Raw genomic sequence first — 17,666 nt, 5'->3', positions numbered from 1 at the left:
GTTTTGGCTGAATCGGTTTACTGCGGGTCTTGGCTGAACGTCGGGTCATGGTTCTGCGGCGCGGCGGCATACATCTGGTGGCGGCCGGCTTCGCGGTGCTGTACCCGATGGATCTCAAGGCGGTGGCGGACGGCTGCGGCAAAGGTGTGGGATGGCGCTGGGGGCGAAACGACCGCGAACAGGACGCCTGCCGCAACGAAGCTGGCAGGTTCGCCGGTGAGACGGCCCGACCGAAGCGCCATGGTTCCCCCAAGTGATGCCGCCCCCAATAGGCGTCGATAATCATCGTAACGGCGTTTATCCATCAATGGCAGTAAATGGCGCCCGCGGGTCAGGATCCGGGAACAACAAAGGGCGGCCGTTGTCCGGCCGCCCTTTGGCGCGACGCTTGCCCACGAAGCTCTTGTCCTGCAGGATGACGCGCATGTTGGTGATGCCGACGCAGTCGTAGGCGGCGTACACGGTTTCGCCTTGCAGCAACCCGGCGTTGATCTGCTCCAAGCTGCTCGGGCCAGCCCCGCCACCCTGGCCCGGGAACAGGTACCGCATGAGGTGGCCGACCGGGCTTGCCTCGGACCACGCCCGGGCGGCGTCAGAACTCGACGCCGCCGACGAGGGTGATGAGTTGGTTCTTCGTTTGCTCTGTTGTGGGGCCCGCCGGGGAGATCAGGACCTGCGCGGTGAATGTCGCGAGGTTCTGGCCCCGGACCACCGTGACGGACAGGATCGTGACCGGAACGCCGCCGGCCGGACGGAGGGACTTCGGGCCCGCAGGTTCGGTACCCATGTTGAAGAGTGCCCTGTCGCCGACGCCGTCAAGCGGCTCGCCGGACATGCCATGGGCCAGCGCTGGGGCAGAACCCTTGAGGACTTCGATCGAGAAGACAAGGGAGTCCGGGCCCGGCGTGCCCAGGTCGCCGAAGGTGTAGCGGCAGTTGACCTCGCCCGGGAGGATCTGCGGCTGGGTCTTCGCCCCGAATGCCTGTTTGACCTCATCGGGACTGATCAGCGCGCAGACCGGATTGTTCGTCGTGGCCGGGGGCCCCACGGGCGGGGCGGCAGGGACGCTGAGTACGGTGCCGTTGCCCCAGCCGGCGTCCACGGCCGCCTGCGAGAGCGTGCGGGCCATCGCGTCGCCGTCCGGGACGCCGGAACCGGCCATGGGCGGTGAAGCCACGTAGGGCATCTCGAGGATCTCGTTGCCCCGGACGGCCGTCAGGACGACATTCGCGGACGCGCCGCCGGCCTCACCGCGGAAGTAGCCCGTCCATTGCAGGCACGCGAAGTCGCCGATGCCCGTGACAGGTGAGCAGTCGGACGTCGTCTTCGCGTTGGAAATGTCGGCCGCCGATGCGGGAGACGTGAGCGCCACAGACAGGGCCGTCATGCCCGTATCGGATTTGCTTGAATAGCTGCACAGGTAGGCCTTGCTTCCCAGCGGCCTGGCCGGGCTGATCTGGCCCACCGGCACAAGCCCGGGGACGGCCTTCGCCGCAATCTCCGGGGTGATGAGATCGCACGCAGGGTTGCCCGTCCTGGCTGAGGGGGCGGGCGAGGACAGCGGCCCGCCTGGGCCCCCGGGCTGGGAGCACGCGGCGAGGACCAGGGCGAGCACTGCCACGACCATGACGCCGGGCCGCGCCGGCCAGGACTGGCGGCTATGCACGGGACTCCCTTCGGGGTCCGCGGGCGAGGCCCACCCGGGCATTGCCGGCGACGTGCACGAGCGCCCCGACCACGAGGAACGCGCCGAGCACCTGGGCGCTCGTGGCGATCACTGCCGGCCAGCCGCCGTCGAGCCCCGGGTCGAGGAAGTCGTAGGGATACCAGCCGTCGAGGGCACTGCGGATCCACGAGAAGACCAGGAAGGCGACCGGGTAACACAGCCAGATGAGGGGCCGTTGCCACGGGCCCCGGACGGTGCGAGTGACGAGGAGCCAGTCGAGCCCCGCGACCAGCGGCGCGATGCGGTGGGTGATCATCCACGGCCAGTACATATCCAGCGTCCACCACGGCTCCCCGGGCGGGGCCACAAGCACCACGTAGATAATGCCCGTCATCACGAGGTAGAACGCGAGGGCCCCGAACAGGTGGTCCCACCAGTGGGGCAACCGTGCACGCGGCCGCGCGGCTGACACAAGCAGCACGAGCCCGAGGACGAGGTTCGACTGGAACGTGAACTGGGAAATGAGCTGCGGGATGTCGACGGAGTTGCCCGGCTGCGTCGCATCGTAGAGCTCCTGGGCGAGGGCGGCGAGGATGGCAAGTCCGGCCCCGCCACGCAGCAGGCGGATCCAGGGAGAGTCAGGATGCAGCGCCCGGTTGGCTCCCACGTTGCGTTCGACGGGGGGAATCAGCGTCAGTACGTCACTCATGGCATCAGTGTGGCGCTGCGTGGCGCCGGTCCCCAGAGTCAAAAGGACCCTCATCCGCCCGTCAGCTCAGGGTTCCCGCCGAATCGCCGCTGCCAGCTGGAAGTGGATGGGCAGCGACAGCTGCACCGGGGACACGCCGACGGGCTCCTCGAGCAGCTCGTTGATCGAGGTCTGCCCCTCCAGCTCCACCGGCAGGTTTGCGTCCATCCTTTGAGCCTATCCGCGGCACGCGCCCGGGCCGGTGAGGGACACGGGCAGGAAAGGCGACGGCGCCTCGACGGGCCGGCCACGCCGACCTCAATTGCTGCAGGCCGGCAGCGGTCCGTTCGCCCGCCGCCGGCCGGCCGGTCTCCAGGCGCTAGCCAAGGGCGCTGACAAAGTCCTCCGACTTCATGGGTGTGGAAAACATCGGGTAGTCGTAGGTGATGGCGTTCTCATGCTCTTCAATGGAGGTGGCCGCCACGCAGTCGCTGAGGGTGATCACCTGGTAGCCGTTCTCGTAGCCCGAGCGCATGGTCGATTCCACGCAGCAATTGGTCAGGAAGCCACCGAGCGCAATCGTCTTGATCCCCTTGCTGCGCAGGATGAAGTCCAGGTTGGTGCTGGCAAAGGTATCCAGACCCCGTTTACCCTCAATGAGGATGTCCCCCTCCGCCGGAGCCAGCTCGTCGATGATCTGAGCGCCCCAGGTCCCCTTGACGAACACCTTGCCATCGACAACACCCTTGAGGATGCCGTACGGGTGCGGGCCGAGTTCGTTGTAGCCCTCGGCGAAGGTGATCGGTGCATGCATGATCGTGGCCCCGGCGGCCCGCGCTGCCTCCACAATCAGGGCCGTGTTGGCCAGCATGCCGGTCTTTTCCATGACGGGCCGGACGGCGTCGTGCAGCCCCCCGCCCTCGGTCGCGAAGTCATTCTGGTATTCGATGAGCACAACGGCGGTGGTGTTCGGGTCAATCTGCACGGAAGCCTCCTGGTGGGTCCTGGGCCGCACGCCGTCGTGCGCGCCAGCCGCCGCCAGACTAGCCCCGCTGCCGGCGCCCCACAAGGCCTTGGCCCGCGCCCGGAATGCTCCGCGGTCCAGCACTCACGCCGCTCAGGTCTCCCGAACTGTGGCGGCGGGGGCCCCGCCGCGGACAATGAGCACCGGGCAGCGGGCGTGGTGGACCGTCTGCATGGAGACCGATCCGAGCAGCATGCCGGTGAAGCCGCCGCGTCCATGCGAGCCGACAATGATGAGATCGGCCTGCTGTGAGGCGTCCACCAGGGCCGACGCCGCGTTCCCTTCAACAAGGCTGCCCGTGACTTCCACGCCGCGGTTTCCAACCCGCTCAAGTTCCTGGTCCAGGACCGTCCGTGCGTCATCCTCGAAGCCCTGATACTCCCACACCTGCCCGAGTGCGTCGCTGACGTACGGATAGTGCCAGGCGGAGAGGGCGACGACGCGGCCGTTCCGCAGCCGGGCCTCGTCAACAGCCCAGTCCATGGCCGCCTGCGCCGACTCCGAACCGTCCACGCCGACGACGATCCTGAAGGCTCCGTTACTGGAACTGCCCATGGGTCAATCCTCTCCTCGGGGTCCGCTCCTCCGCCGCGTCAGCCGGGCGGGGACAGGCCCATCCTTGCACTGCCGGCAAGGATCAGGGAAGTGCCTCAAGGGCACCCTGCAGGGCCCGGTCCCTGCAGGCGGGATTCGAAGGCCGTGGGATCGTCCTCCGGCGCAGCGGCGGGGGCCGTCGACGGCGGTGGCCGGCCCCGGGGAGGACAGTCCCCTAGTTGGCGTCGACGGGCAAGCCCGGTTCCGCCGGGGTGACGATCGCCTTTGCGTCCGGAGCGGACATTTGGGTGGCCAGTTCCCTGACGACCGCCTGGAGTTCCTGCCGGAGCACATCCGGGTCGATTGAAGCGGCGGCGAGCACCGATCGCTCCATGTCCGCGGCTTCAGCCACGGCCTCCCGGCCGCGGTCCGTCAGCGACACAACGTGGCTGCGCCGGTCGGAGGCACTACGCTGCCGGGAGATGTGGCCGTGTGCTTCCAGCCGGCTGAGAGTTTTGCCCATGGTCTGCGCCTGGACACGCACCAGTTGGGCCAGTTGGGCCTGCGTCATTGGTCCGTTGACGGAGAGCACTTCCATGGCGATGACCCCGGCATGGGTCAGGCCAATGGCCCCCAGCTTCTCGTTCCAGGAGTGTTCAACAAGGCGTGCTGCCGTGGACAATAGGCGCCCAGTGGGCCAGCGATCCATATCAGGCATACCAACGAGTATAGCCAGCATAGGATTCGGCGCCCGCACCAACCCTCATTAGGCTGGAATTACACCAGCCTCAGACCGCCTTGAGAAGGAGCACACCTTGCCTGAACGACTTACCCCCGGTGATCCGGCGCCAGCTTTTACGCTGAAGAATTCCGATGGCGTGGAGGTCTCCCTCGGGGATTTCCATGGCCGCAGCACGGTGGTCTACTTCTACCCGGCGGCCTCCACCCCCGGCTGCACGAAGGAAGCCTGCGATTTCCGCGATTCCCTGGCGTCTCTGCAGCAGGCCGGCTACGAGGTCGTCGGCATTTCCCCCGACCCGGTGGAAAAGCTCGCCAGATTCGCCGCCGCAGAGGCCCTGACCTTTCCGTTGCTGTCGGACCCGGACCATGCTGTCGCCGGGGCGTACGCGGCCTGGGGGGAGAAGAAAAACTATGGCAAGACCTACGAAGGGCTGATCCGGTCCACGGTAGTCGTCGACCCCGAGGGGAAGGTCCTCATGGCGCAGTACAACGTCCGGGCCACCGGGCATGTCGCTAAGCTCCGCCGGGACCTCAGGATCGACGGCTAGACACCGGACGGCGCCCGGCGGCGCCCGCCGGCGACCGGAGGACGGCGCCCGGGCGCCCGGGCGGGCAGCCAACCGGACGGCGCCGCCAGGTGCGTTGCGAAATGTACAATGGAGCCTGGCATCCGCCCTCGACGGTCCCAGGACCTGCCGAGCTACGGCGCCGCGCGCGAGTGGTGAAATTGGCAGACACGCAGGATTTAGGTTCCTGTGCCTTCGGGCGTGGGGGTTCAAATCCCCCCTTGCGCACATTAGGGAAAGCCCCGGTCTTCGGACCGGGGCTTTCTTTTCTTAACCGCCCGTTCCTTCTTAACCGCCGATTCCTAACGGCCAGTGCTCTGCGATGTCCCCAAGGCCGCTGCCTTGAAAAAAGGGCTGAGCCTTCCCTGTTTTGCCTCCGGATTGACTGCACGGGCCCCCGCAACCCCGGGCCGCCGGGGCCGCCCAAAGCGCCCGGAACCGCCTGGAACCGGGGCGGGGCGGCCAGAACCGGCCGCGAAAAAAGAATTCCCATCCAGTACCCATCCGTTTCCCCCGACTCCGCGAATACCCATTGAGACACCAACCAAGGGTCGGTGCCCGACAAGTCGGAAAAGGGCCAGAGCGGGAATAGTCCGCCGCTGGCAATAATCGGCACAACAAAGGAGAAACCGAAATGCAGAACATCAAGCGCACGACACTTTCCGTTGCAGGTATCGCTGCTGCAGCCATGCTCAGCCTCACTGCCTGCGGCGGATCCACCACCGCGGCGGCACCGAGCTCCTCGGCTCCGGCGTCCACACCGATGGCATCGTCCATGGCACCGTCGCCGTCCGCCAGCTCGGCAGCAGCGATGGATCCGGCCGCCAACCTCGTTGGTTCCGGCTGCGCCGCCTACGCCGCCCAGGTCCCCAGCGGCGCCGGCTCCGTCTCCGGAATGGCCCTGGACCCGGTAGCGGTTGCGGCGTCCAACAACCCGATCCTCACCACCCTGACTGCGGCGGTTTCCGGCAAGCTCAACCCGAAGGTCGATCTGGTGGACACGCTGAACGGCAGCGAATTCACTGTCTTCGCACCGACGGATGACGCATTCAAGAAGATCGACGCCGCCACGATCGAAACGCTGAAGACGGACGATGCCCTGCTCAGCAAGATCCTGACCTACCACGTGGTCCCCGGCAAGATCAGCCCGGACAAAATCGTCGGCACGCACAAGACGGTCCAGGGCGGCACCATCACGGTCACCGGCACCAAGGACGCGCTCAAGGCTGACGACGCCAACGTTGTCTGCGGCGGCGTCATGACTGCCAACGCCACCGTCTACATGGTCGATTCGGTACTGATGCCCAAGTAGGCAGCACTGAACGCTCCTGCTGCGGTCCCAGCCTGACTCACTGGACCAACTGGGAGAAATGAAGGCCCGCACCGATGGTGCGGGCCTTCATTTGTGTGCGCCGGGCACCCCCGGCACAGCCTCCGGGTGAGCCTGCCCGGTTCACAGCGATCCTCCCGGCCGGTCAACTAGAATGGGCCTGTTCCGCAGCCGGCGGTCCACCCAGAGTCCCCCGAGGTGATTCCCGAGTGCCCAGAAGTACAGTGACCAGCGGTACCGTGCGCCCCAGCACGGCTCGCGCCCGTGCAGTGCGCCGCATTGCAGCCGGCTTCGGTGCCGTGCTCCTGATGCTGCCGCTCGCCGCGTGCACCGGCGCCCCCGGACCAGGGCCCGGGTCCGCGTCCGCCTCGGCCAGCTCCACCGACGCCGAACCCAGCGCAGTTTTCACGTTCGGCACCGGCTCACAGCCGCTCGGGCTGGATCCGGCGGTTGTCTCCGATATTGAGTCGTACCGGATCACCCGCCAGGTCCTGGAAGGGCTCGTCGGTGTGGACCAGACCACCGGACAGCCCACCCCGCTGCTGGCGACAGAGTGGAACACAAGCGACGAAGGCCGCGCCTACACGTTCAAACTCCGCGGGAAAGTGGCCTTCCAGGACGGGACAGCCTTCGACGCCGCCGCAGTCTGCAGCAACTTCGACCGCTGGTTCAACTTCCCCGAAGCGCTGCGGAAGCAAGCTCCGGGGACCACGTTCAAGGGCGTCTTCAAGGCGCACGCCGATCAGGCGTCCCTTTCGATCTACAAGGGCTGCACCGCCCTGGCGCCGGACAACGTCAGGATCGAGCTCACCCAGCCCTTCACCGGGTTCCTGCAGGCCCTCACCCTGCCCGCCTTCGCCATCTCCTCACCCCAGGCGCTCAAGTCCCAGAACGCCGACGAACTGAACCAAAGCCGCGACGGCCAGCCGGTCTCCGCCTACGGTCTCCACCCGGTCGGGACCGGTCCCTACACCTTCAGTTCCTGGGAGGCGGGCAGCGTCACGCTCACCAGCAACAAGGACTACTGGGGGGATAAAGGCCAGATCGGGACGATCCATTTCGTCACCTACGATCAGACCCAGACCCGGATGCAGGCCCTGCTTGAGGGCAAGATCGATGCCTATGACGCCGTGACCGTGGGCAACTTCGACCAGCTCGTGAAGCGTGGAAAGCAGATCATCCAACGGGATCCTTTCTCCGTCATGTATTTAGGCATGAACCAGGAAGTGCCCATCCTGCAGAACCTCAAGGTCCGCCAGGCCATCGAAATGGCGCTGGACAAGGACACGCTGATCCGCAGGTTCTTTATTGACAACACCGCCCAGGCGACCCAGTTCGTGCCGCCGAAGCTCAGCGGCTTCAACAACAACGCACCGTCCCTGGGCCACAATCCGGAAAAGGCCAAGGAACTGCTGGCCGAGGCCGGCTACAAGGGCGAGGAACTGAAGTTCTACTACCCGCTGAACGTCACCCGGCCGTATCTGCCGACGCCGGAAAAGGTCTACGCGGAAATCAGCAAGCAGCTCACCGCCGTCGGACTGAACATCAAGCCGGTGCCGGTCGAATGGTCCGAGGGCTACCTCCAGAAAGTCACGTCCCCCGGCGACCACGCCCTGCATTTGCTGGGCTGGAACGGTTCCTACTCCGACCCGGACAACTTCGTGGGCCCGCTCTTTGGCGAGAATACCGGCGAGTTCGGCTACCAGGACCCGCAGGTCTTCTCCAAGATCGCCCGGGCGCGCGGCCTGCCTGAGGGCAAGGAGCGGACCGAGCAGTACCAGACCATCAACGCACAGATCGCCGCCACGGTCCCCGCCGTGCCGATTGCGTTCCCGATCTCGGCGCTGGCCCTCTCGGACCGCGTGCTGAAGTACCCGGCGTCACCGGTCCTGAATGAAGTTTTCACGAAGGTGGAGCTAAAGCCTTGACGGACCGACCCAATTTCAGTATGAGGGTGCTGCGGGGATATTCTGTGACAGCCAGACCCGCTGCTATCGGAGACTGATCGTGACTTTCATTTCCAAGACCCAACATGCCGACGTCGTCCTGATTGGCGGCGGCATCATGAGCGCCACGCTCGGTGCTTTCCTGAAGCAGCTCGAGCCGAACTGGACTATTTCCCTGTTCGAGAAGCTGGATGAGCCGGGACTGGAAAGCTCCGGCCCCTGGAACAATGCCGGTACCGGCCATGCCGCACTGTGTGAGCTTAATTACTCCCCCGCGGCCAAAGACGGTTCGGTGGATCCCGCCAAGGCCCTCCTCATCAACGAGCAGTTCCAGCTGTCCCGCCAGTTCTGGTCGCACCTCGTCACCAATGGAATGATCGGCTCCCCCAAGGGCTTCATCAATACGGTTCCGCACATGAGCTTCGTGATCGGCGAGGAGAACGCCAAGTTCCTGCGCACCCGCTACGAGGCGCTCAAGCCGAACCCGCTGTTCCGCTCGATGGAGTATTCCGAGGACCACGCCCAGATCGCCAAATGGGCCCCCCTGATCGTCAAGGGCCGCGACCCGAAGCAGCGCATTGCCGCCACCCGCGCCGCGGAAGGGACCGACGTCGACTTCGGCGCCCTCACCCGTGAGCTGACCACCTACCTCGGGAACAACGGCGTCGAGGTCAACTACGGCCACAATGTCTCCGGCATCAAGCGCGCTTCCGACGGCGGCTGGGACCTCGCGATCAAGCACCCCGGTTCCGGCGAACACGGCTCGATCCACGCGAAGTTCGTCTTCGTGGGCGCCGGCGGCGGAGCACTGCATCTGCTGCAGGCCTCCGGCATTCCGGAAGGCAAAGGCTACGGTGGCTTCCCGGTCTCCGGCCAGTTCTTCCGCTGCACCGACGAGACGCTTGCGGCCCAGCACAGCGCCAAGGTCTATGGCCAGGCGTCCGTCGGTGCCCCGCCCATGTCGGTACCGCACCTGGATACCCGCTTCGTCAACGGCAAGCGCTCACTGCTGTTCGGCCCGTACGCCGGATTCTCCACGAACTTCCTGAAGCACGGCTCGTACCTGGACCTGCCGCTGTCGATCCGGCCCTCCAACATCATCCCGATGCTGGCCGTGGGCAAGGACAACATGGACCTCACCGCTTACCTGATCAAGGAAGTCGCCAAGCGGCACGGCGCCAAGGTTGAGGCCCTGCGCGAGTACTACCCCACCGCAAAAGACGGCGACTGGGAACTCATCACCGCCGGCCAGCGTGTACAGATCATCAAGAAGGACCCGAAGAAGGGCGGCGTGCTGCAGTTCGGCACTGAAGTCATCGCCGGCCGCGACGGTTCCATCGGCGCCCTGCTGGGTGCGTCCCCGGGCGCGTCCACCGCGGTGCCGATCATGATCGAGCTGCTTCAGAAGTCCTTCCCGAAGCAGTTCAAGGGCTGGCAGCCCCGGTTCAAGGAGATGATGCCCGGGTATGGCGTCAAGCTCAACGAGAACCCGGACCTCGCCGCCCAGCTCGAGGCGGCCACGGCCAAGGCACTGCAGCTGGAACCGGTCAGCACGCGCAACTGAGGCCCACTCCGGGTTGCGGTCGGTTTGATCCCTTGAAGTACGTCCGTCGACCCATCAGGAGACAATGAGATGTTCCGGCTCGCAAAGCTGTCACTGGCCAACCGGGCCCTGATTGCGCTGGTGACCGTCTTTGCGGCGGTCTTCGGCGTGATCACGATGTCCTCGCTCAAGCAGGAGCTCATCCCGTCCATCGAGTTCCCGCAGATCACGGTGATCACGTCGATGCCGGGCGCCTCCCCGGAAGTGGTGGACAAACAGGTCAGCAGCCCGCTGGAGACGGCGCTCAGGGGCGTGGAGGGCCTGGAGTCGACGACGTCCACTTCGCGCAACGGTGTCTCCCAGATCAGCATGGCGTTCACCTACGGTTCGAACCTGGACCGTGCCCGGAACCAGATCGACCGGGCCATTTCCAACGCCAAACGGTCGCTGCCCGACGACGTCCAGCCCCAGGCGATCGCCGGGAGCATCAGCGATTTCCCGATCGTGTTCCTCGCGGTCTCGTCCGACAAGCCCCTGAGCGAGCTGAACGCCGACCTGTCCCGGCTCACCGTGCCTCGGCTACAAAAGATCGACGGCGTCCGCGGCGCCGACGTGACCGGCGGCGCCACGGAGCACATCAAGATCCTCCCCCGCCCCGCGGCCATGGCAGCCGCCGGTGTGAGCATCCAGTCCATCAGCGAGGCGCTCAAGAACAACGGGACCCTCGTTCCGGCCGGCACCATCGAGGAACAGGGCAAGACCCTTTCGCTCCAGATCGGCAGCCCGGTCGACTCGCTCGACGCGATCAAAGCGCTCCCGCTCGGCGGCGCCAAGAACGCCGCAACAATCGGCAGCGTCGCGGACGTCAGCATCGCCGAGGATGCCCGCACCTCGATCACCCGGACCAACGGCCAGGAAACCCTCGCCCTTTCCGTCACCAAAAAGCCCGAAGGCGACACGGTCGCCATCTCCCACGCGGTCAAGGATTCCCTCCCGCAGCTCGAGGCCGAGCTTGGCTCCAACGCCCGGTTCACACCGATCTTTGACCAGGCGCCGTTCATCGAGAAGTCCATCAAGGACCTCACCACGGAGGGCCTGCTCGGCCTCGGCTTCGCCGTTGGGGTGATCCTGGTGTTCCTGATGTCCGTGCGCGCCACCCTGGTCACGGCGGTTTCCATCCCGCTGTCACTGCTGATCACGTTCATCGGGCTTTCGGCCACCGGCTACTCGCTGAACATCCTGACGCTCGGCGCACTCACCATCGCGATCGGCCGCGTCGTGGACGACTCGATCGTGGTGATCGAGAACATCAAACGCCATCTGAGCTACGGCGAGGCGAAGATCACGGCGATCCAGACCTCCATCCGCGAAGTCGCCGGCGCCATCACGGCCTCCACCCTCACCACCGTGGCCGTGTTCCTGCCGATCGCCTTTGTGGCCGGACTGGCCGGAGAACTGTTCCGGCCTTTCGCGTTGACCGTCACCATCGCCCTGCTGTCCTCGCTGCTCGTTTCCCTGACCATCGTTCCGGTGCTGGCCTACTGGTTCCTGCGCAACCCCGCCGACAGGCCGGGCGCAGCCCGGGAAGCCTCAGCCAGGGAAGCCTCTGCCCGGGAAATCGCCGCCACAGCCCATGAGGCGGAGCAACGCACTGTCCTGCAGCGCGGCTACCTGCCGATCCTGACCAAGACCCAGAAGCATCCGGTTGTGACCCTGATCGCGGCCCTGCTGGTCCTCGGCGGCACCGCCGCCATGACCCCGCTGCTGGCCACCGATCTGCTGGGCAACTCCGGCGAAAACAGCATGACCGTCAAGCAGGCGCTCCCCGCCGGGACCAGCCTCGCCGAGGCCAGCGCCTCCGCGATCAAGGTTGAGGAGGTGCTGCGGGGCATCGACGGCGTCAAGGACGTCCAGGCCACCACCGGCAACGCCCAGACCGGCTTCTCAGCGCTGCTGTCAGCCGGCGCCTCGAACTCCAGCTTCACCGTGGTGACGGAGGAGAAGGCCAACCAGTCCAAACTCAAGGACACCGTCCGCAGCGAACTCGCCAGGATCCCTGACTCGGGCAAGATCACCGTGGGCTCCCAGCAGGGCGGCTTCGGCACGTCATCGACCGTGGACATTACGCTCAAGGCGGCAACGAGCGCCGATCTGCGCGCCGCGAGCGATACCATGGTCCAGGCGATGGACGGTGTCCCCGGGGCTTCCGAGGTCGCCACCAACCTGGCCGCCAGCCAACCGGTGGTGCAGGTCAAGGTCGACCGGGCCAAAGCCGTCGCCGCCGGCCTGAGCGAGCAACAGGTGGCAGGGGTGCTTGCCTCCACCGTCAGCCCCATCCCGGCCGGAACCGTGCGCATCGACACCAACGACTACCCGGTCCGCATCGGCGAAGGGACCCGCTTCACCAGCATCGACGCCGTCCGGCAGACCCCGCTGCCGACGCCGGCAGGTCCCGTGCCGCTGGTCAGCATCGCCTCCGTGGAGCAGGTCGACGTTCCGGTCTCGATTACCGCGAGCAACGGCCAGCGGACCGCACGCGTGTCCGTCACGCCGTCGGGCGCCAACCTCGGCGCGGTGAGCACCGAAGTGCAGGCCCGGCTCAAGACTGTCCAGCTGCCCGCCGGTGTCACCGCAGAAATCGGCGGCGCCACGACCCAGCAGGCCGAATCCTTCGCCCAGCTCGGCCTCGCCCTGCTGGCCGCCATCGCCATCGTCTACGTGATCATGGTGGCCACATTCAAGTCGCTCATCCAGCCGCTGATCCTACTCGTCTCCGTGCCGTTCGCGGCCACCGGCGCCATCGGGCTGCTGCTCATCACCGGGGTCCCGCTGGGACTGCCCTCACTGATCGGCATGCTGATGCTGGTGGGCATCGTGGTGACCAACGCGATCGTGCTGATCGACCTCATCAACCAATACCGCCAGCCGCGGAACGGCGAGCCCGGGATGAGCGTGGCGGACGCGATCACGCATGGCGCCCGCCAGCGGCTCCGGCCGATCCTGATGACGGCGCTGGCCACCGTGTTCGCGCTGACACCGATGGCCCTGGGCCTGACCGGCGGCGGCGGCTTCATCTCCCAGCCGCTCGCCATCGTGGTGATCGGCGGCCTGATCTCCTCCACCGCCCTGACCCTGGTCCTGGTCCCGGTGCTGTACCGCCTGGTGGAGGGCCGGCGCGAGCGGAAGGCCCTGGCCAAGGCCGGGCCCGTTGCCGGGAGCAGCGGTACGGCTGACGGGGAGGGAACCGCCAGTTCCCGCAGCCGCGGCCGCCGGGCCGCCCCCGGGGCCGTCCCCGATGATTTCCCCGACGATGTTCCCGACGACGCACGGGTCCCCTCGGGCTCGCATTAGCGGCCTGCCGGCCCGGGCCGTCCCGTCAGATCCGGACCGCCTTGTGGCGGCGCGGGGCATGGGGGCTGTGGGCCGCCCGCGCCGGCATCAGCGGCCTGCCGGCCCCCGCCGTCAACGCCCGGTGGCGCGGCCCGCTGGGCAAGGGTACCGGGCGCTGGCCGCCCTGCGGGGCGATGACCTCGCGGGCCGGGTTGCCAACGTACGTCGCGTTTTCCGGGACGTCCTCGCCTTTCATCAGGAAGGCGTCGGCCTCCAGAGTTGAGCCGTCGCCCATCGTCACGCCGTAGTGGACGAACGCTGTGACGCCCAGGTTGCAGCGATTGCCCAGGACGATCGGGCCTGACTTGAACGTTCCGTCTTCCATGGAATGGCCCTGGATGAGCGATCCCTCGTTGAGTGCGCAGTCATCACCGATGGTCACGAGTGTTTTCTCTATTATGCCGGCGCCGGGGTCGTAGAGCCGCTTGCCGACTTTGACACCCAACATTCTCCAGAACATGGACTTAAACGGTGTTCCTCCGAAGGGCGCACTGGTCAACAGTTTCCAGAGCCGTTCGTGCTGCCAGAAGTAATGGTCGTAGATGGAACAATATTCGGGCTTCAGCCGGCGGAACCCCATGACGGAGCGCTCCACCAGGATGGAGAAGAACGTGCTGAATAACCTAAAGCCGAGCATGACGCCCGATACCGCCAGCACACCTAAGACACCGTACGCCGGAACCGCTACAGCACCACAGAGTGTCCCGACGTACAGCAGGACCCAGTTTTTGGCCAGGTAGAAAGCCATGCTTCCGACGTTGTAACGGTTCTTTGCCGGGAGGAGTCGGTTCTTCGCCTCCTCAAGTCTCAGTTCATCGAACTGAGCGTCACGCTGCACAGACCTGGGGATTTCAAACGGCGGTGATCCCAGCAGGCCCACGTCGGACCGAACCGGGCCGTCGATCGGCACCATCACCTTGGTAGCGAGCAGGCAGTTCTCCCCCACGCGGGCTCCGATCGGGAAGTTGATGTTGTTCCCGAGGAAGTTGCGGCTGGCGACGCTGACACGTGAGAGGCGGAATGAGGTGTTGGTGAAGTCGGCGTTCATCATGTTCAGACCGTCCGAGGCCATGGTTCCCGTTCCGACGCTGCAGAGGAAGGGTGACTCGTGGCCCACGGCCGGACCGAAGTTTGATCCGGTCTGCACCACTTTGTTAAGGTCGTAGCCCAGTGCCTGCAGGTAGTGCACGATGTAGGAGCTGTCGCCGAAGAGACTCTTATACAGCGGGACGTTGGAGATCCCGGACATCATCCGCTGCAAGGAATAATGCAGCCCGTAGAGCGGGTAGACCTTGTCAGTGGTGAGGAAGACGTTCAGCAGACGCGGAACTGTGACGACAAAGATCAGCCCGCCGACCAGCCCCGCGATGAAGATGAGCATCGTCACGGCCGCGGTGTCGACAAAGAACTCAGGGGCACCCGGCTGCAGGTGCCCGGTGTCCAGGTAGGACGGCAGCAGGGCGGCAAGGCCGAGGACACCGACCGGGACGACGAGGACAAGGCGGTTGAACAACTGGAGCAGGCTGAAGATCACCCGGCGGCGGGTGCTGCAGTTCGCGTCGGGTACCCGCCGGTACTGGGTACTGGTTCGCACGGCGGGGGACCCGTGCCAGCTTTGTCCGTCGGGTACCGCCTGCCCGGTCTGCAGTGCCGAGGAGTGGCCCAACTGGGTGTCGTCCCCCATCGACGTACCGATGTCAAAAGTCGTCGTCTCCGACACCAGGACGTTCTTTCCCAGAGTCACCGGCCCCATTTCAAGGACACCCGGGCGTGCCCGGTAGCAGAGGAAATAGGAGTTCTTGTGGATGACGGTGTTATCGCCGATGGTGAGCAGGTCCGTGCATACGGGCACCGTCCGGGAGAAGATCACGACCCCCTTGCCGATTTTTGCCCCGAGGAGACGCAGGTACAGCACGTAGAGGGGCGATCCTGCAAACAGAACGAGGGGATTGGCCCGAGTCAGGGTCTTGACTGCCCAGAACCGGACGTAGGCCAGGCTCCAGATGCGAATCAGACCGGGCTTCCACCTCCCCACGAGAGCCCATTTCACGAAAACCGGCGTGAGGGACAGGAGCAGGAAGGTGGCGATCCCGAAGCCGATGGACCGTAACCACATCTCGAGTAGTGTGGTTCCCCCGGACACCCATTCGAAGCCGAACACCAGCAGCCAGGCGGCATACGTCGTGTAGCCCAGGAATACGAGCAGCTGGATGGCACCGCAGGAGAAATACTCGAAGGAGCTGGCGCGGGGCGGGGCCGCCGGCGGTGCAGTCTCAACCCCCGGCACGCCCGGGATCAGTTCCGCTTCGATGCTCCTTGCCTGGAGGCATTCGGCGAGCTGCCGCACCGTCGGGTGCTGGTAGATGTCCTGCATAGCCGCGGGCGGCAGCCCGGTTTCTTTCCTGACGCGGGCGCAGAAGTGTGCCATCAGCAAGGAATCGGCGCCCAGGTCGTTGAAGAAATGCGCGTCCGTCGACACTTTCTCCAGGCCCAGCACGGCACCGAGCTGGGCCGCCAGGGCCTTCTCGGACTCCGTGGCCGGGGCAGTGTAGGACCCGTCGCCAGCCAGGCTGAGCCGATGCGTCGGCCGGGGCAGACGTTTCCGGTCCACCTTGCCGCTGGCCATCATGGGCATCGACTCCAGCTGTTCAAAATACCCTGGAACCATATAGCCGGGAAGCCGGGTGCGGAGCATCTCCCGGATCTCACGGGCGTCAACGCCGGCCACGTCCTGGCGGGGCGTGTAGTACGCGGCCAGTTCCACTGACCCGTTCTCCGTCGCGAAGGTCTCAACGACACCCTGCGCGATTCCGGGAAGCTGCAGGAGCAGGGACTCGATTTCGGTCAGTTCGATCCGGTAGCCGCGTATCTTGACCTGGGTATCGATCCGCCCGAAATATTCGATTTCCCCGTCGGCGTTGATCCGGCCCAGATCCCCGGTCCGGTAAATCCGGCCGGAAGGATTGTTCCCGATTCCGAGGAAGTCCGGAATGAAGGCCTGTTCCGTGAGATCCGGACGGTTCACGTAGCCCCGCGCCAGCCCGACCCCTGCCAGACCGATTTCGCCCGATTCCCCGGCCGGCAAGGCCCGGGATTCGTGCGGGTCCAGGATGACAGCCGAGTAGGTGGGCAGGGGCACTCCCAGCGACACCGGCCTATCGGGGTCAAGGAGCGCCCACGTGGCCGTGACGGTTGCTTCGGTGGGACCGTAGACGTTCAGGAAGCGCCGGCCGGGGCGGTGCCAGCGGGTGACGAGGTCCCTGGGGCACGCCTCGCCGGAGACCAGCAGGAACCGGAGACCGGGAAGGTCTTCGTCAAGGGTCGCCAGCAGCGTCGGAACACAGCAAAGGGCCGAGATGCGCCTGTCCTGCAGATACTCGGCGAGCTCGGCACCGAGCAGGCTGGGTCCGACCGGCTTGGGCACCAGGGTGGCCCCTGCCATCCAGGAGACCCAGATTTCCTCCACCGAAAAATCAAAGGCGATCGTCATTCCCTGGTAGACGCGGTCCGAGGGCTCTATGCCGTAGATGGCTGACGCAACACGGACGAAATTGCAGATACTGGCGTGCTCAACGGCCACACCCTTCGGCCGGCCGGTCGAACCTGAAGTGTAGATAATGTAGGCCAGTTCATCGTCTTTGCCGCCCGTCAGCGAGCCGTTCATGCGGGCGGGGTCTTCGGCGTCGACCTGCGCCTGGACGAGGTCAAGACAGACCGTCGCGGCGGCCACCTCCGGCAGAAGGTCCTTCAGATGTGACAGTGACAGCACCAGCGCCACGTCCGCATCTTCCACGATGTACTTCAGCCGGTCCGGGGGGAACCCAGCATCCAGGGGCACATAGGCCGCACGGATCTTCAGCACGGCGAGCATCGCCACATAGGCGCGCCACGGCTGGTCGAACAGCAACGCGATGCGGTCCCCCGGCCGGGCCCCACAGGCCAAAAGGTGCCGCGCAAGCTGGTTCGCCCGCCCATCCAGCTCCAGATAGCTCAGGACGACGTCGTCGGCGTCCACCGCAATCTGGGCCTCCACCCGGTCACAGAGATCCTCAAACAGCTGATCCAGCCGTTCGCCCAGCTGCCAGCGGGCGGCCTGGTCCGAAGCAGCGGACGTCAGGACCTTGCCCTCCAACGGTCCGCCGTCGGAGAGCACCTTGCCCCGCAACTCGGCAGGGGCGGTGACGCCAGTGCGGACTTTCACCGTTTTACTCATGTTTGCCTCCTTCTGAAGAAGTGAC

14 protein-coding genes and 1 tRNA gene are annotated in these 17,666 nt (G+C 65.8%); 7 read left to right on the top strand and 8 right to left on the bottom strand.

What is annotated here, in order from left to right:
• Nucleotides 1-29: 29 nt before the first annotated feature.
• Nucleotides 30-257: a hypothetical protein gene (locus AC1MFL_RS16335; protein ID WP_479811146.1), complete on the top strand. Its 228-nt coding sequence runs from the start codon at nt 30-32 to the stop codon at nt 255-257.
• Between the two features lie 40 nt (nt 258-297).
• Here the strand turns inward: AC1MFL_RS16335 and AC1MFL_RS16330 are convergent, their stop codons facing one another.
• From AC1MFL_RS16330 to AC1MFL_RS16300, 7 genes are all read right to left on the bottom strand, one after another.
• A complete protein-coding gene (locus AC1MFL_RS16330) occupies nt 298-501 on the bottom strand; it encodes a hypothetical protein (RefSeq protein ID WP_479811144.1) in 204 nt (67 codons plus the stop codon).
• A gap of 91 nt (nt 502-592) precedes the next feature.
• On the bottom strand, nt 593-1,666 hold the full coding sequence (locus AC1MFL_RS16325; protein ID WP_479811142.1) for a hypothetical protein: 1,074 nt from the start codon (nt 1,664-1,666) through the stop codon (nt 593-595).
• Nucleotides 1,659-2,375, bottom strand: coding sequence for a Pr6Pr family membrane protein (locus AC1MFL_RS16320; protein ID WP_479811140.1), 717 nt, complete (start codon nt 2,373-2,375; stop codon nt 1,659-1,661). The genes AC1MFL_RS16325 and AC1MFL_RS16320 overlap by 8 nt, the downstream gene beginning before the upstream one ends.
• A 66-nt stretch (nt 2,376-2,441) precedes the next feature.
• Nucleotides 2,442-2,582: a hypothetical protein gene (locus tag AC1MFL_RS16315; protein WP_479811138.1), complete on the bottom strand. Its 141-nt coding sequence runs from the start codon at nt 2,580-2,582 to the stop codon at nt 2,442-2,444.
• A gap of 151 nt (nt 2,583-2,733) precedes the next feature.
• The gene (locus AC1MFL_RS16310; RefSeq protein WP_479811136.1) at nt 2,734-3,339 is read right to left on the bottom strand and encodes a cysteine hydrolase family protein; all 606 of its coding nucleotides are present in this window, start codon (nt 3,337-3,339) and stop codon (nt 2,734-2,736) included.
• Between the two features lie 132 nt (nt 3,340-3,471).
• Nucleotides 3,472-3,933 (bottom strand): universal stress protein, encoded by a 462-nt coding sequence (locus tag AC1MFL_RS16305; protein WP_479811134.1) that lies wholly within the window; start codon nt 3,931-3,933, stop codon nt 3,472-3,474.
• 214 nt (nt 3,934-4,147) lie between these two features.
• Nucleotides 4,148-4,621: a MarR family winged helix-turn-helix transcriptional regulator gene (locus AC1MFL_RS16300; protein WP_479815523.1), complete on the bottom strand. Its 474-nt coding sequence runs from the start codon at nt 4,619-4,621 to the stop codon at nt 4,148-4,150.
• A gap of 106 nt (nt 4,622-4,727) precedes the next feature.
• Between AC1MFL_RS16300 and bcp the strand changes: the two genes are divergently transcribed.
• The 6 genes from bcp to AC1MFL_RS16270 all read left to right on the top strand — a co-directional run bounded on the left by bcp (nt 4,728) and on the right by AC1MFL_RS16270 (nt 13,389).
• Entirely contained in the window at nt 4,728-5,201 is a 474-nt protein-coding gene (bcp, locus tag AC1MFL_RS16295; RefSeq protein WP_479811132.1) for a thioredoxin-dependent thiol peroxidase, read from the top strand.
• 164 nt (nt 5,202-5,365) lie between these two features.
• Nucleotides 5,366-5,447 (top strand) — tRNA-Leu (locus AC1MFL_RS16290).
• 406 nt (nt 5,448-5,853) lie between these two features.
• Nucleotides 5,854-6,531 (top strand): fasciclin domain-containing protein, encoded by a 678-nt coding sequence (locus tag AC1MFL_RS16285; RefSeq protein WP_479811130.1) that lies wholly within the window; start codon nt 5,854-5,856, stop codon nt 6,529-6,531.
• 326 nt (nt 6,532-6,857) lie between these two features.
• On the top strand, nt 6,858-8,477 hold the full coding sequence (locus tag AC1MFL_RS16280; RefSeq protein WP_479815521.1) for an ABC transporter substrate-binding protein: 1,620 nt from the start codon (nt 6,858-6,860) through the stop codon (nt 8,475-8,477).
• A 79-nt stretch (nt 8,478-8,556) separates the two neighbouring features.
• Nucleotides 8,557-10,059 (top strand): malate:quinone oxidoreductase, encoded by a 1,503-nt coding sequence (locus AC1MFL_RS16275; protein WP_479811128.1) that lies wholly within the window; start codon nt 8,557-8,559, stop codon nt 10,057-10,059.
• A 69-nt stretch (nt 10,060-10,128) separates the two neighbouring features.
• Complete coding sequence (locus AC1MFL_RS16270; RefSeq protein ID WP_479811126.1) at nt 10,129-13,389, top strand: efflux RND transporter permease subunit; 3,261 nt, start codon at nt 10,129-10,131, stop codon at nt 13,387-13,389.
• Nucleotides 13,390-13,414: 25 nt separating this feature from the next.
• Here the strand turns inward: AC1MFL_RS16270 and AC1MFL_RS16265 are convergent, their stop codons facing one another.
• The gene (locus AC1MFL_RS16265) at nt 13,415-17,641 is read right to left on the bottom strand and encodes a Pls/PosA family non-ribosomal peptide synthetase (protein WP_479811124.1); all 4,227 of its coding nucleotides are present in this window, start codon (nt 17,639-17,641) and stop codon (nt 13,415-13,417) included.
• Nucleotides 17,642-17,666: the final 25 nt, after the last annotated feature.

The sequence above is a fragment of the Arthrobacter sp. BG3 genome (assembly GCF_056680185.1).
This window is presented reverse-complemented; position numbering and strand designations above follow the sequence as displayed.